A 14005-nucleotide genomic window follows, 5' to 3' on the forward strand; every position below is an offset into this window, starting at 1 on the left:
GGTTGACCCGGTGCGGGGGCCACGGCCGGCGGCGCGGCATTGGGAGCCGGCGCGGCAGGAGGCACGGCCGGGCGGGCATTCGGCGCCGGGGCGCCTGCGGGCGGCGCCACAGGGGCCGCACCGGGTGCGGCTGGCGCGGGGTGTGGAGCCGGAGCGCCGGCCGGCGGAACCGGTGGGGTTGCCCTCTGTTCGAGGGCAGGTGGCGTGGGGCGTTGCGCGGGGGCACCAGCCGGCGGAACCGGGACTGCGTGCGGCTCGGGAGCCGGCGGCGTCGCCCTGTTGGCGGGCGGCTGCGCGGGCACGGGAGGCCGTTCCGGCTGAGGACGCGCAGGCACTTCAGGACGCACGGGCTGAGGAGCCGCAGCCGGCGGCTCCGCGCGGGGCGGAACCGGCGCGGCAGGACGTTCCACGGGAGCCTGACGCGGTGCGACGGGGGCTTCGGGCCGCTCGGGCCCCGGTGCGCCTGGACGCATCTGGGGAGCGCGCGGCGCTTCGGGTGCCACAGGGCGCTCAGGTGCGACGGGCCGCTCCGGAGCGGCTGGGCCGGGGCGCCCTGGCTGGCCGGGCAAACCGGGCTGGCCGCCGGCACCGGGACGTCCCGGTTGACCGGGCTGTCCGGGCTGACCCTGATGCGGGGCGGCCGGGCCGCGCGGCGGACCGGCAGGCTGCTCGCGCTCCTTGTCCTTCTCGCCCGGCGCCGGTGCCTGGGCGAGCTGCGTGCCCAGCGGCGTCAAAGCTTGCCCGGTCTGAGACAGGACAAGGGCCGGCAGAACCGTTCCGACCAGCAACCAGCTTTTCGTGCGCATCCGATATCCATTCCTTGTTGCGACGTGGCGGCTATCAGGGTCCCGGCGGCCTGAACCCGCGATGAAGCAAAAACGGCGGGAATCGGGCACGGTTCCCATAGGGAATGTAAATGACGGTTTGCGTTCTGGGGCGGACGTCCTGCTGCAAACCGAGTGAGAGGGGGGTGGCATGCCGCCGAGGGCCTGCTAAAAGCCGCGCCTTCCGGCTTCCGTCGGACAAGCCGGCTCGGCGGCGGCCACGGCGCACCGTAAAGACAAAGTTCAAGGCTCAATTCGAATGACACTCGCTCTTGCGATCCACGGCGGCTGCGGCACCTTGCCCAAGTCGGAGATGACCGAAGCCGAATGGGCGCAGGCGCGCTCCGACCTCGCCACCTCCCTGCGGGCAGGCTGGGCGATCCTGAGCAAGGGCGGGCCAGCCGTGGACGCCGTCGAGGCGGCGGTGCGGGTGATGGAGAATTCGCCGCATTTCAACGCCGGCCATGGCGCGGCCTTCAACAGCGATGGCGAGCATGAGCTCGATGCCTCGATCATGGACGGGGCGACGCTGGCCGCCGGTGCGGTCTGCGCCACCAAGCGCATCAGGAACCCCATCGTGGCCGCCAAGGCGCTGATGCTGCGTGGCGACGCGCTGCTGCTGACAGGCGCCGCGGCGGATATCTTCGCCGAGCATGAGGGCATCGATACCGTCGAGAACGACTATTTCTCGACCGAGCGCCGGCGCAAGAACCTGTCCTCGATGAAGATCCGCGAACTTGTCGGCAGCGCAGCGGGCGCAAGCGAGGCCGAGAAGCACGGCACGGTCGGTGCCGTCGCTTGCGACGCCCAAGGCCATCTCGCCGCCGCGACCTCGACCGGCGGTTACACCAACAAGCCAGCGGGCCGCGTCGGCGATTCGCCGATCGTCGGTGCCGGCACCTATGCCCGCGATGGCCGCGTTGCCGTGTCCGGCACCGGCAAGGGCGAGTACTTCATCCGTTACTGCGTCGGCCACGAGATCGCTTCGCTGATCGCCTATAAGGGCCTCTCGCTCGCGCAGGCCACGCAGGAGGTTCTGGGTGAGCTTTCGGCGCACAAGATCGGCGCGGGCCTGGTCGCGATCGACGCGGACGGCACGGTCGTCGCGCCCTACAACACCGAAGGCATGTATCGCGGCTGGGTGACGCCGGACGGGCTCGTCCATGTCGCGACCCATGGCGACATCGAGATGTCCGGGCAGGCGTAAGCCCTCCGGCGCGCCGGTTGTCAGAGCCGCTCGCGGGCGTCTAGAACGGCGCCAGCAGAAGGATACCGACGCCGATGACCTTCGAAACCGCCGTAACGCCTGAGGCCGCCGTCGATCGGCTCGAACGCCTCTACGACGAAGCGCGCGGGGCGTTGCGGGCCGATCTGCAGCGCTTCTTCGAAACCGGGACGCCGCCTACGGCGGAAGAACGCGAGCGCTATCGCTACCCGATGCTGAGGGTGACCTATGAGCCCTCGAAGCTGCCCGAGGCGACGCGGCGGGGCTATGCGAAGTTCGCCGCGCCGGGTGTCTATTCGACGACGGTGACCCAGCCGGCCGAGTTCCGCGCCTATCTGCTCGACCAGCTCGAGCCGCTCGTCGCCGAATACGGCGCGACGATCGAGACCGGCATCAGCGAGCAGGAAATCCCCTACCCCTACGCGCTCGAAGGCGGCGACGAGCTCGGCCGAGGTCAGGTGACGGCGGCGCAGCTCGCGCGCTATTTCCCGACGCCGCTGCTCTCGCTTGTCGGCGATGAGGTCGCGGACGGCTCCTATGAGCTGATCGAGGGCGAGCCGCGGCCGCTCGCGTTGTTCGATGCCGTGCGTGTCGATTATTCGCTGCGCCGGCTGGTGCACTACACCGGCACCGACTGGCGCGCCGTGCAGCCCTGGGTGCTACTGACCAACTATCACCGCTATGTCGACCAGTTCGTGCGGCTGGGCCTGGCCGAGATCGAAGCCGGCACGGCCGAGGCGCTGGTCGCGCCCGGCGGCATCCGCATCGACCGCGAAGGGCTCGATGTCTCGGCCGCCGAGCGGGTCATGTCGGCGCCTTGGCACCGCTTCCAGATGCCAGCCTATCACCTGATCCGCGCCAATGGCGAAGGCGTCACGCTGGTGAATATCGGCGTCGGGCCGTCGAACGCGAAGAACATCACCGACCATCTTGCGGTACTCCGGCCAAATTGCTGGCTGATGGTCGGGCATTGCGGGGGCTTAAGGCAGACGCAGATCATCGGCGACTACGTCCTCGCCCATGCCTATCTCCGGCAGGACCACATCCTTGACGAGCTGGTGCCGCCGGATGTGCCGATCCCGGCGCTGGCGGAAGTGCAGGTCGCGTTGCAGCAGGCAGCGGCCGAAGTCACCGGCGAGCAGGGCGACCGGCTGAAACAGCGGCTGCGCACCGGCACCGTGGTGACGCAGGACGACCGCAACTGGGAGCTGCAATGGACGAAGGAGCGGCGCCGGATCAACCTGTCGCGCGCCATCGCCGTCGACATGGAATCGGGCACCATCGCCGCGCAGGGTTATCGCCTGCGGGTGCCCTACGGCACACTGCTCTGCGTCTCCGACAAGCCGTTGCATGGCGAGATCAAGCTGCCGGGCGCGGCCAACGCCTTCTATGAGCGCGCCGTCGGCGAGCACCTGCGGATCGGGCTCGCGGCGCTTGAAAAGCTTAAGGAAGCCGGCGCGACGATCCATTCGCGTAAGCTCAGGAGCTTCGACGAGCCGCCGTTCCGATGATCAGGGTACGTCATGCTCGGGCTTGACCCGAGCATCTCAGGCCGGAAAGCGCACCCTGTCCTGCGAGAGCTTCTCGGGTCGAAGCTGCGCTTCACCCGAGAATGACGGGCAATCACCCGAACACGCCGTAAGCCACCAGTGCCGCGATCACCCACAGCGCGATTGCGCTCCAGCGGTTGCCGCGTCCCTCCGCCCGGCCGATCGCCGCGATGCTGCGTTCGTCGAGCGCAAAGCCGTGGCGCGAGGCGTCCTCGAGCTGGCCAAGCACGCGTTCGGCCCGGCCGATCGTTTCCGGCAGGACGGCCAGCGAACCCAGCAGCGAGCGGGCGCCGCGTCCGGCATCCTGCAACCGGCCCAGGGGACCGAGGTTCTGCGTGATCCATTCTCGAACGACCGGATCGGCCGTGCCCCACATGTCGAGATGCGGGTCGAGCGAGCGGGCGACGCCCTCGACCACCACCATCGTCTTTTGCAGCATGACGAGCTCGGTGCGCGTCGCCATGTCGAACATGCCGGTGATCTCGAACAGCAGGGTCAGGACCTTGGCCATCGAGATCTGGTCGGCACGCTTGTCGTGGATCGGCTCGCCAACGGCGCGGATCGCCTGGGCGAAATCCTCGACATCGTGGTGGGCCGGGACATAGCCGGCCTCGAAATGCACCTGCGCGACGCGGCGATAATCGCGGGTGATGAAGCCGAGCAGGATTTCCGCGAGGAAGCGCCGCTCCTTCAGGCCGAGCCGCCCCATGATCCCGCCATCGACCGCGACGAGCCGGCCTTGCGCATCGACGAACAGGTTTCCCGGATGCATGTCGGCGTGGAAGAAGCCGTCGCGGATCGCGTGCTTCAGGAAGGACTGGATGATGTTGCGCGCGAGTTCGGGCAGGTCATGGCCTGCCGCGCGCAAGCCCGCGATGTCGGAGAGGCGCACGCCGTCGATCCACTCGTCGACCAGCATCTCGCGGGCGGTGAGCTGCCAATCCGGCTCCGGCACGCGGAAATCGGCATCCTCGCGGGTGTTCTCGGCGAATTCGGAGAGGGCGGCGGCCTCCAGCCGGAGGTCCATCTCCATCGTCACGGAGCGCGCCAGCGTCTCAACCACGCCGGTCATGCGCAGGCGGCGCGCCTCGGCCGAGCGCTGCTCGGCCAGCTCCGCGCCGAAACGCATCGCGCCGAGATCGCGATTGAAACGGTCGCGGATGCCGGGGCGCAGGATCTTGACCGCGACTTCGCGCCCATCCTTCAGCCGCGCCCGATGCACCTGCGCGATCGAGGCGGCCGCGACCGGCTCGCTGAATTCCGGAAAGATCGTCTCCAGCTTTACGCCATGGGCGGCTTCGACGATGGCGCGCGCCTGCGCCATCGGGAAGGGCGGCATCCGGTCCTGTAAGGCCGACAGGTCCTGCGCGATCTTCATGCCGACGACATCGGGCCGCGTCGCCAGGAACTGGCCAAATTTGACGTAGGAGGGTCCGAGCCGGGACAGCGCCGTCGCGAGCCGCTTGGCCGAGGAGCCGGCGCCGCGCCGCTCGATCAGCCGGCCGAGCCTGATCATGCCGCGTGCCAGCGGCGGCAGCACGGACGGGTCGACCAGCGACAGAGCGCCTTCGCGGGCCAGCACGAAGCCGACCCGGGCGCCGCGCATGAGGTGGAAAAGGGAGGAGATCATGCGGGGACGGCCTCGGACGTCGTGAGCACGGCATTCTCCCCCGCAGCCCTCATCCTGAGGAGCGCCGCAGGCGCGTCTCGAAGGATGCTAAAGGAGGTACAGGAGCAAGCTGGACCATCCTTCGAGACGCGCCCCTGCGGAGCGCTCCTCAGGATGAGGGCTGTGACGAAATCTCCGCTCACAGCTTCCAGCCGGAATGCAGCGCCACAACGCCACCCGTCATCGGCGTGTATTTGGCCCGCCGGAAGCCGGCATCCTCGATCATGCCGGCGAACACGCTCGGCTTGGGGAATTTGCGGATCGATTCCACCAGATACTGGTAAGGCTTGGCCTCACCCGTCACCATGCGGCCCATGGGCGGGATCACATTGAAGGAATAGGCCTCGTAGACCTTGTCGAGCAGCGGAACGTCGACATGGCTGAATTCGAGGCACAGAAAGCGTCCGCCACGCTTCAGCACGCGGTAAGCCTCAGCCAGCGCCTTGTCGATACGCGGCACGTTCCGGATGCCGAAGGCGATGGTGTAGCAGTCGAAATGGTTGTCCGGCAGGCCGAGCTCCTCGGCATTGCCCTGGACGAAGCGGATGCGGTCGTCGTCGGGGAAACGCTTGTCCGCGCGCTCGCGCCCGACGCGCAGCATGTCGGCGTTGATGTCGAGCACGGTGACGTCGGTCAGTGGCCCACCGGCCTCCAGCGCGGAAAACGCGACATCGCCCGTACCGCCGGCTACGTCGAGATGATGGAAAGGCCGATCCCTGGCCGGGTTGATCGCGGTCAGCAGCGCGCTTTTCCAGACGCGGTGGAGACCCGCCGACATCAGGTCGTTCATCAGGTCGTAGCGGCCCGCGACCTTGTGAAAGACGTCGTCGACCTTGGCCTGCTTTTCGGCGAGCTTCACGGTCTCGAAGCCGAAATGGGTCGTATCGGGAGTTGCTGTCACGATCGGGGCGGCCTTGTGCACATCTGACTTGTTTTCGCCTGAGCCGATGCATAGCCAAAGGCGGCGGGCTTGTCGCGGGCCCTCTCGACGCAGGCTTTACAAGCCGGCCCTACAGGACAATCAAGGATGCCCGAACTCCCCGAGGTCGAAACCGTCCGGCGCGGGTTGGAGCCTGCCATGCTCGGCGAGCGCTTCGCTCGTGTCGAGCTGCGACGGCCCAACCTGCGCTTTCCGCTGCCCGAGCGTTTCGTCGAGCGCCTGACCGGGCGGCGCGTCGAGGCGCTGTCGCGGCGGGCGAAATATCTGATCGCCGACCTCGACGATGGCGAGGCGCTGATCATGCATCTGGGCATGAGCGGGCGCTTCGTCGTCGAGGCGCCCGGCACCCCCCCGGTCGAACCCGGCGCCTTCTATAACGAGATCGGCCGGCACCTGATCCACGACCATGTCGTGTTCGAGATGGGGAGTGGCGCGCGCATCACCTATAACGACGTGCGCCGCTTCGGCTTCATGGACCTGGTTCCGCGCGCCGAGCTGGCCACCTCGAAGCATTTTGCTGGAATGGGGATCGAGCCGCTCGGCAACGAGCTTTCCGGCGAGACGCTGGCCCGGCTGTTCGCGGGCAAGTTCGCGCCGCTGAAGGCTGCCTTGCTCGACCAGCGACTCGTGGCGGGGCTGGGCAACATCTATGTCTGCGAAGCGCTCTTCCGTGCCGGGCTCCACCCGGAAGCGGAAGCCGGGACGATCGCCACCGCGACGGGCCGCCCCCGCGAGAAAGCCCACGAACTGGCCCGGATCATCCGCGAGGTGCTGGAGGAGGCTGTCGCCGCCGGAGGCTCGACCTTGCGCGATTTCGCCCATGCGGATGGATCACTCGGCTATTTCCAGCATCGCTTCAAGGTCTATGACCGCGAAGGCAAACCGTGCGTGACGCCCGGCTGCGGCAGGTTGGTGAAGCGCCTGGTCCAATCAGGCCGCTCCACCTTCTATTGCGAGAACTGCCAGCCCAAAAGGCCGCGCTAGAGACTCAGCGTCGCGGTTGCTCCGGGAATTCGAGCTTGGAGACGTCGTAGCCGAGCGCGGCGGCGCGGGCGACGAGGCGCTTGCGCTGGCCCATGCCGATCTGCGGATCGCGGGCGAAGATATACAGGTCCTTGAACTCCGGATCGGCCGAGATGAACCAGCTGTAGTCGTCGGCGCGGTCCAGCACCCAATAATCGCGCTGCACCGGGACGACGCCATAGAGCTTATAATCGACGCGCAGCTTCGCGTTGAAGCCGGGGTCGAGGATCATGCCGGGACCACCGACCGTCTTCAGCTCACCGGCGGGGCTGCCCTTCCGGCAGGAATCGAGGACATCGATGCCGCCCTTGCGGTCCGGCCCGTATTCGGTCGCGCCGGCGACGCAGCCATCGGTGATGGCCATGGGGCGGCGCGCGATTTCTCGCCAGGTGCCGGAATAGAGGCGCGTAACATCGACGCGCTTGCGCGGCTCGGGCGCCTTGCTCGCGCTTGTCATGGTGTTTCCGGGCAGATTGGCACCAGCGCATCCGGCCAGCGCAATCGCCGTCGCGGCAGCGATCAGAATGGATTTCACGAGCGGCCTCCGTTTCGGAGAGCCGCCGAGATGCCGGCTCTTTAGAAGGCAATACGCACGGCTCCGTCCGGCGGATCCATGGCCCCTTCTCAGGCATGATCGGCTTTGCCCATCCCGGATTTCGCGGCCTCCCGTGGACTTGGCCCGTGCCGCCCCGCTAAAGCTGACGGCACAGATCATCGGGAGGCCGCCATGGGCTATGAGACCATTCTCGTCGAGACGAAGGGCAAGGTCGGGGTCATCACGCTGAACCGCCCGCAGGCGCTGAATGCGCTGAACGGCCAGCTGATCGGCGAGGTCAATGCGGCGTTGGATGGGTTCGAGGCGGATATCGGCATCGGCTGCATCGTCATCACCGGCTCGGAAAAAGCCTTCGCCGCCGGCGCCGACATCAAGGAAATGCAGAGCCGAACCTTCCCCGGCACCTATCTCGACGACAAATTCGCCGATTGGGACCGCATCGGGCAGCGCCGCAAGCCGATCGTCGCGGCGGTGGCGGGCTTCGCATTGGGTGGCGGCTGCGAGCTCGCCATGATGTGTGATTTCATCATCGCCGCCGATAACGCGAAATTCGGCCAGCCCGAGATCAATCTCGGCGTCATTCCGGGCGCCGGCGGCTCGCAGCGCCTCACCCGCGCGGTCGGCAAGGCCAAGGCGATGGATCTGTGCCTGACCGGCCGGATGATGGACGCTCAGGAGGCCGAGCGCTCCGGCCTCGTCGCGCGCATCGTGCCGCTGGCGGAGCTGATGACCGAGACGCTGAAGGCGGCCGACGCCATCGCCGCGAAGTCGCTGCCGGCCGCGATGATGGCGAAGGAGGCCGTCGACCGGGCTTTCGAGGTCACGCTGCATGAGGGGTTGCGCTTCGAGCGCCGGATCTTCTCCTCGCTGTTCGGCACGCCCGATCAGAAGGAAGGCATGGCCGCCTTCGTCGAGAAGCGGAAGCCGGAATTCCGCAACAGCTGAGCTGATGATCGGGCGCTGCTCGCGACCGATCAATCCCATGCATGGCGGAGACGCCGATCTTTGACTTGAACACGGCGCGGTCCTGCCGGCACGATGCGCCATCAGAAGCAGGACGAACCGCATGACCGCCGCCAACAGCCTCGAAGCGCCAGAGGGCCTGACGCTTCCGACCTATGCCGATGTCGAGAGCGCCGCTACGCGCCTCAAGGGCGTCGCGCATCATACGCCGGCGCTGAGCTCGGCGACCGCCAACCGGCGCACGCAGGCGAGCCTCGTCTTCAAGGCCGAGAACCTGCAGCGCATGGGCGCCTTCAAGTTTCGCGGGGGCTACAACGCGATCGCCATGCTCTCGCCCGAGCAGAAGAAGGCCGGCGTGCTGACCTTCTCCTCGGGCAACCATGCCCAGGCGATCGCTTATGCCGGCAAGCTGCTCGGCGTGCCCACCACCATCATCATGCCGGAGGATGCGCCGACCGCGAAGGTCGAGGCGACGCAAGGCTACGGCGGCGAGATCGTCCGCTATGACCGCTACACCCAGGACCGGCTCGAGATCGGCAACCGCCTTGCCGCCGAGCGGGGCCTGACGCTGATCCCGCCCTTCGACCATGCCGGCGTCATCGCCGGCCAGGGCACGGCGACCAAGGAGCTGATCGAGGATGCCGGCCCCTTCGACATCCTGCTGGTCTGCCTCGGCGGCGGCGGGCTGCTGGCGGGCGCGGCGCTCGCCGCCAAGGCCCTCAATCCCGATTGCCGCGTCTTCGGTGTCGAGCCGGAGGCCGGCAATGACGGGCAGCAATCGCTGCGCAGCGGCAAGATCGTGAAGATCGGCGTGCCCAAGACCATCGCGGACGGTGCGCAGACGGCCTTTCTCGGAGACCTGACCTTCCCGATCATCCAGCGCGATGTCGAGGACATCCTGACCGTCAGCGATGCCGAACTCGTCGACACCATGCGCTTCTTCGCCGAGCGGATGAAGCTGGTCGTCGAGCCGACCGGCTGTCTTGCCGCGGCGGCGGCCCTGACGGGCAAGGTGCCGGTGGCGGGCCAGCGCGTCGGCGTTATCATCAGCGGCGGCAATGTCGATCTGGCGAGCTTCGCACGCTTCATCGCCTGAGGTCGTTTGCGCCAGCGGCGCGATTTCCGGCTCGGGCGGCTCAATCCGGCGTTGACGCCCCGGCCCTGAGCGATTATAGCCCCTCCACTCGCGACGGCCTGCGAAAGCTTGTCCGTCGCGTCCGCTTTTTAATCAAACAGCGTTCAGGTTCCCCGGCAATGACGCCAGGCGCGGGGACGCGGTGAAGACGAGGACGTATTCGATGGCCAATACGACGTCGGCCAAGAAGGCTACGCGCAAGATCGCCCGCCGCACCGAGGTCAACAAGGCGCGCCGTTCGCGGATGCGCACCTTCCTGCGCAAGGTCGAGGAGGCAATCGCCTCCGGCGACAAGAGCGCCGCGGCCGAGGCCCTGAAGGCCGCGCAGCCGATCATCATGCGGGCTGCGCAGAACGGCGTGGTTCACAAGAACACCGCCTCGCGCAAGGTCTCGCGCCTGGCCCATCGCGTCGGCGCGCTGGCCTCCTGAACCGACCCATTTGCCGCCTCGGCGGCTTTCGAAAACCCGGCCTCGCGGCCGGGTTTTTTTCGTTGGCTTCAAGCCCACTGTGGCGCCAGCGCCACAACGCCGACAGGACGATCCGAGGCTCATTCTCAAGCGGATTCAGCAAGCTTTCCACGCCGTTAGGCGCTTGACTCTCCGGGCTGTTTCGGGGCGCCCGGATGGCCTCCCAAGGGGACTCTGCCGCTCAAAAAAAGGCTAAGTTTTTCATTATCTTAGTGGGCAAAGCATTTTGGAAAGCGGAATCGCGGCGACTCTGCGGCAGCGATAGGCCCTGGCGGAAAAAAAAGATTCGCGGGCGGGACAAGCCAGCGAACTAAAGAAAATCTTAAGTTCCCCAACCTTTTGCACGCTTCCCGCAGCGGTTGCGGGGTGAGGCGCGGAGCCCGACTCCCGGACTGTCGCGGAGTGGGCTGTTGCAGCCCGTCGAGGGCGCCCTGTAAGGTCTTTTTATCGCCGGGCGGGCAGAGATGGCCGCGGCGGCGTATTCCAGAGATTTGCGGTGTTTTGGCTCGCGACCATGGAGGTTGGAGGATGCGGCTCTTTGTCTTTCTGAGTTGAGATGAAGTGCGGCGTCGTCCAAGGGCGAGCCTTCCAAGCGTAATCGACAGAGTAGGGTCAGGAGACCTGCGCAACCGCAAGGCGGCGCCGGACGCGACCCTTATTGACCGGACAACAGTGCCGGGACGGTGGCCGCCTTGCGGCCGCCTCTCCCAAGGCGCGCATGTAAAGCAGATGGGGCGATTGATGTTCGAGCGGCATGAATTCGGAGAGATGGTCGAGGCGACGCCGGTGGTGGTGACGATTGTCGACGACGCCGCACCGGCCCGCGCCGACGAGGCCTCTTCCAAGGACGCCTGGGAGCGTGTCCGTCGCCGCCTTCGGGCCGAACTGGGCGAGGATGTGTTCTCGAGCTGGTTCGCGCGTCTCGAACTCGCCGGCATCCTGGAAGGCGTGGCCTATCTGAGCGTGCCGACCCGTTTCCTCAAAAGCTGGCTCGAGGCGCATTACGCCGACCGGCTGCGGCTGAACTGCGCAGCCGAGCTGCCCGCGCCCAACGGCGTGATGCTGTCGGTCAGGCAGGTCGCTCGCGACGGCGCCGCATCGGCCATGGCGGAAAGCCCGTTTCGGGGCCGGACCGCACCGGCCGCAATGCCCGCCAAGGCGGAGGCTTCGACGCTCGCCGCTCTGCCCGGCGGCCAGGCCGGTGACCGCGATACGGTCGATGCCTGCGGCACCGCGCTCGACAATCGGATGAGTTTCCAGAGCTTCGTCGTCGGCAAGTCGAACCAGCTCGCCTTCGCGGCGGCCGAGCGCATCGCCGCAGCGCCCGCCGGCCAGAGCCCGTATAATCCGCTCTACATCCACGCCGGCGTCGGCCTCGGCAAGACGCATCTGCTGCAGGCGATCGCTCAGGAAGCGCGCCGCCAGGGCAAGCGCGTCGCCTATTTCACCGCCGATCGCTTCATGTACGGCTTCGTCGCGGCGCTGAAATCGCAGACCGCGCTCGCCTTCAAGGAGAAGCTGCGCGGCATCGACCTGCTCGTCGTCGACGATGTGCAGTTCATCCAGGGCAAATCAATCCAGCAGGAATTCGGCCACACCATCAACGCGCTGATCGACGCCGGCAAACAGATCGTCGTCGCCGGCGACCGTCTCGCCAACGATCTGGAGGCGCTCGACGAGCGCATTCGTTCGCGGCTCGGCGGCGGCCTGATGGTCGAGGTGGGCGATCTCGACGAGACGCTGCGCGCCACGATCCTGGGTGGCCGGCTTCAGGCGCTGCAGAACAAGCATTCAAGCTTTCAGGTCAGCCCCGATGTCGTCGCCTATGTCGCCCGCGTCGTCGCCACCAACGGGCGCGATCTCGACGGCGCCGCCAACCGGCTGCTCGCCCATGCCACGCTTTCGGGACAGCTGGTGACGCTTGAGACGGCCGAGGCCGCGATCCGCGACCTGGTGCGCACCCGCGAGCCGCGCCGCGTCAAGATCGAGGACATCCAGAAGCTCGTCGCGACGCGCTACAATGTAAGCCGCGCCGACATCCTCTCCGAGCGCCGCACCGCCGCCGTGGTGAAGCCGCGCCAGATCGCGATGTATCTCGCCAAGTCGCTGACTCCGCGCTCCCTGCCCGAAATCGGCCGCCGCTTCGGCGGGCGCGACCACACCACGGTTCTGCATGCCGTGCGCAAGATCGAGAAGGCGATCGGCGAGGACCGTTCGCTTCACGACGAGGTCGATCTGCTGAAGCGCATGCTGCAGGAGTGAGCGCGCGCTCAGCGTCGCGGGAGCGCGAGCCCCGTCGTCTTTGCGAGCGAAACGAAGCAATCCAGTATCATGGAACTCTACGTCCCCTGGATGGCTTCGCTTCGCTCCCAATGACGCTGTCTGGTGGCATGGAAACGGGCCCCCGGACGTTTGCGTGGGCAACTGGCCCTCCGGCCCTTGCGCCGCTGGCGTGCGTCCTGCAATGTCGCGGGCCCTTCCGTTGCCCGCGGCCTTCAAGCCCGGCGCCATCACCCAGAAGACTCAGAGATTATGAAGGTCACGGTCGAACGTTCCACGCTGCTGAAGTCGCTCGGCCACGTGCATCGCGTGGTGGAGCGCCGCAACACGATCCCGATCCTGTCCAACCTGCTGCTCAGCGCCGGCGAGGGCGGCCTTCGCCTGAAGGCGACTGACCTCGACATCGAAGTGGTCGAAACGATCGCGGCGGACGCAGCCGAGCCCGGCGCCACCACCGTCCCGGCCCATACGCTGTACGATATCGTTCGCAAGCTGCCGGACGGTGCGCAGGTCTCGCTCGAAACCACCGGCGACACTGGGCTCGTGCTGCGCTCGGGCCGTTCGCGCTTCCAGCTGCAGACGCTGCCGGAAAGCGATTTCCCCGACATCACGGCAGGCGAAATGGCACATCGCTTCGCGCTGCCGGCCGGCGAGCTGAAGCGCCTGATCGACAAGACCCAGTTCGCGATCTCGACGGAGGAGACGCGCTATTACCTGAACGGCATCTACCTCCACACCATCGAGGTCGAGGGAAAGCCGGTGCTGCGTGCCGTCGCGACCGACGGACACAGGCTTGCCCGCGTCGACACCGCAGCCCCGCAGGGTTCCGTTGGGATGCCCGGCGTGATCGTGCCGCGCAAGGCCGTCGCCGAAATCCAGAAGCTGCTGGAGGATGGCGAGAGCGAGGTCACCGTCGAGCTGTCCGCCACGAAGATCCGCGTCGCCACCGCCGCCGTCGTCCTGACCTCGAAGCTGATCGACGGCACCTTCCCCGATTATCAGCGCGTCATTCCAAGCGGCAACGACAAGCGACTGGTCGTCGACCGGAGCGAATTTTCCGCGAGCGTCGATCGGGTCTCGACGATCTCGTCCGAGCGCGGCAGGGCGGTGAAGCTTTCCATGGCCGATGGACGCATGACGCTGTCCGTCACCAACCCCGATTCCGGCTCGGCGACGGAAGAGGTCGAGGTCGAATACGAGGCAAGCCCGCTCGATATCGGCTTCAATGCCCGCTATCTGATGGACATCGCAGCCCAGCTCGACGGCGACACGGCTTTGCTGAAGCTCGCCGACCCCGGTTCGCCGACCGTGATCCAGGATCGTGAAGGCGCATCCGCGCTCTACGTGCTGATGCCGATGCGCGTCTGAGGA

At 67.2% G+C, this 14005-nt stretch carries 11 protein-coding genes; 8 read left to right on the plus strand and 3 right to left on the minus strand.

Translation table 11 applies throughout. The features are described from left to right. Positions 1-1083: 1083 nt before the first annotated feature. A complete protein-coding gene (locus tag AC1DR6_RS15915) occupies positions 1084-2031 on the plus strand; it encodes an isoaspartyl peptidase/L-asparaginase family protein (RefSeq protein WP_476830227.1) in 948 nt (315 codons plus the stop codon). Positions 2032-2105: 74 nt separating this feature from the next. After that, positions 2106-3560: an AMP nucleosidase gene (locus AC1DR6_RS15920; protein ID WP_476830228.1), complete on the plus strand. Its 1455-nt coding sequence runs from the start codon at positions 2106-2108 to the stop codon at positions 3558-3560. A gap of 112 nt (positions 3561-3672) precedes the next feature. Here AC1DR6_RS15920 and ubiB read toward each other — a convergent pair whose 3' ends face one another. Both ubiB and ubiE read right to left on the minus strand, forming a co-directional pair. Continuing rightward, the gene (ubiB, locus tag AC1DR6_RS15925) at positions 3673-5229 is read right to left on the minus strand and encodes a 2-polyprenylphenol 6-hydroxylase (protein WP_476830229.1); all 1557 of its coding nucleotides are present in this window, start codon (positions 5227-5229) and stop codon (positions 3673-3675) included. A gap of 178 nt (positions 5230-5407) precedes the next feature. Next, complete coding sequence (gene ubiE, locus AC1DR6_RS15930) at positions 5408-6169, minus strand: bifunctional demethylmenaquinone methyltransferase/2-methoxy-6-polyprenyl-1,4-benzoquinol methylase UbiE (RefSeq protein WP_476830230.1); 762 nt, start codon at positions 6167-6169, stop codon at positions 5408-5410. A 126-nt stretch (positions 6170-6295) separates the two neighbouring features. On the opposite strand from ubiE, the gene mutM reads away from it, so the two are divergent. Beyond that, positions 6296-7192: a bifunctional DNA-formamidopyrimidine glycosylase/DNA-(apurinic or apyrimidinic site) lyase gene (gene mutM, locus AC1DR6_RS15935; protein ID WP_476830231.1), complete on the plus strand. Its 897-nt coding sequence runs from the start codon at positions 6296-6298 to the stop codon at positions 7190-7192. Positions 7193-7196: 4 nt separating this feature from the next. On the opposite strand, the gene AC1DR6_RS15940 is transcribed toward mutM, so the two are convergent. Continuing rightward, positions 7197-7766: a lipocalin family protein gene (locus AC1DR6_RS15940; RefSeq protein WP_476830232.1), complete on the minus strand. Its 570-nt coding sequence runs from the start codon at positions 7764-7766 to the stop codon at positions 7197-7199. Positions 7767-7958: 192 nt separating this feature from the next. Between AC1DR6_RS15940 and AC1DR6_RS15945 the strand changes: the two genes are divergently transcribed. From AC1DR6_RS15945 to dnaN, 5 genes are all read left to right on the plus strand, one after another. Beyond that, on the plus strand, positions 7959-8732 hold the full coding sequence (locus AC1DR6_RS15945) for an enoyl-CoA hydratase (RefSeq protein ID WP_476830233.1): 774 nt from the start codon (positions 7959-7961) through the stop codon (positions 8730-8732). 121 nt (positions 8733-8853) lie between these two features. Then, positions 8854-9846: a threo-3-hydroxy-L-aspartate ammonia-lyase gene (locus AC1DR6_RS15950; protein ID WP_476830234.1), complete on the plus strand. Its 993-nt coding sequence runs from the start codon at positions 8854-8856 to the stop codon at positions 9844-9846. Between the two features lie 202 nt (positions 9847-10048). Then, positions 10049-10315 carry a 30S ribosomal protein S20 gene (gene rpsT / locus AC1DR6_RS15955; RefSeq protein ID WP_076439953.1) on the plus strand — a complete coding sequence of 89 codons (267 nt, stop codon included), beginning with the start codon at positions 10049-10051 and terminating at the stop codon, positions 10313-10315. Between the two features lie 780 nt (positions 10316-11095). Then, positions 11096-12616, plus strand: coding sequence for a chromosomal replication initiator protein DnaA (gene dnaA / locus AC1DR6_RS15960; RefSeq protein WP_476830235.1), 1521 nt, complete (start codon positions 11096-11098; stop codon positions 12614-12616). Between the two features lie 270 nt (positions 12617-12886). Next, positions 12887-14002, plus strand: a complete 1116-nt coding sequence (gene dnaN / locus AC1DR6_RS15965) for a DNA polymerase III subunit beta (protein ID WP_476830236.1) — start codon at positions 12887-12889, stop codon at positions 14000-14002. Positions 14003-14005: the final 3 nt, after the last annotated feature.

The organism is Allobosea sp. P5_A5 (genome assembly GCF_056400625.1).

What these genes read in the sequence shown, in the direction of transcription:
- mutM (WP_476830231.1), top strand. Translation starts at nt 6,296, where the DNA reads ATGCCCGAACTCCCCGAGGTCGAAACCGTCCGGCGCGGGTTGGAGCCT.
- AC1DR6_RS15950 (WP_476830234.1), top strand. Translation starts at nt 8,854, where the DNA reads ATGACCGCCGCCAACAGCCTCGAAGCGCCAGAGGGCCTGACGCTTCCG.
- dnaN (WP_476830236.1), top strand. Translation starts at nt 12,887, where the DNA reads ATGAAGGTCACGGTCGAACGTTCCACGCTGCTGAAGTCGCTCGGCCAC.
- AC1DR6_RS15920 (WP_476830228.1), top strand. Translation starts at nt 2,106, where the DNA reads ATGACCTTCGAAACCGCCGTAACGCCTGAGGCCGCCGTCGATCGGCTC.
- AC1DR6_RS15915 (WP_476830227.1), top strand. Translation starts at nt 1,084, where the DNA reads ATGACACTCGCTCTTGCGATCCACGGCGGCTGCGGCACCTTGCCCAAG.
- ubiB (WP_476830229.1), bottom strand. Translation starts at nt 5,229, where the DNA reads ATGATCTCCTCCCTTTTCCACCTCATGCGCGGCGCCCGGGTCGGCTTC.
- dnaA (WP_476830235.1), top strand. Translation starts at nt 11,096, where the DNA reads ATGTTCGAGCGGCATGAATTCGGAGAGATGGTCGAGGCGACGCCGGTG.
- rpsT (WP_076439953.1), top strand. Translation starts at nt 10,049, where the DNA reads ATGGCCAATACGACGTCGGCCAAGAAGGCTACGCGCAAGATCGCCCGC.
- AC1DR6_RS15945 (WP_476830233.1), top strand. Translation starts at nt 7,959, where the DNA reads ATGGGCTATGAGACCATTCTCGTCGAGACGAAGGGCAAGGTCGGGGTC.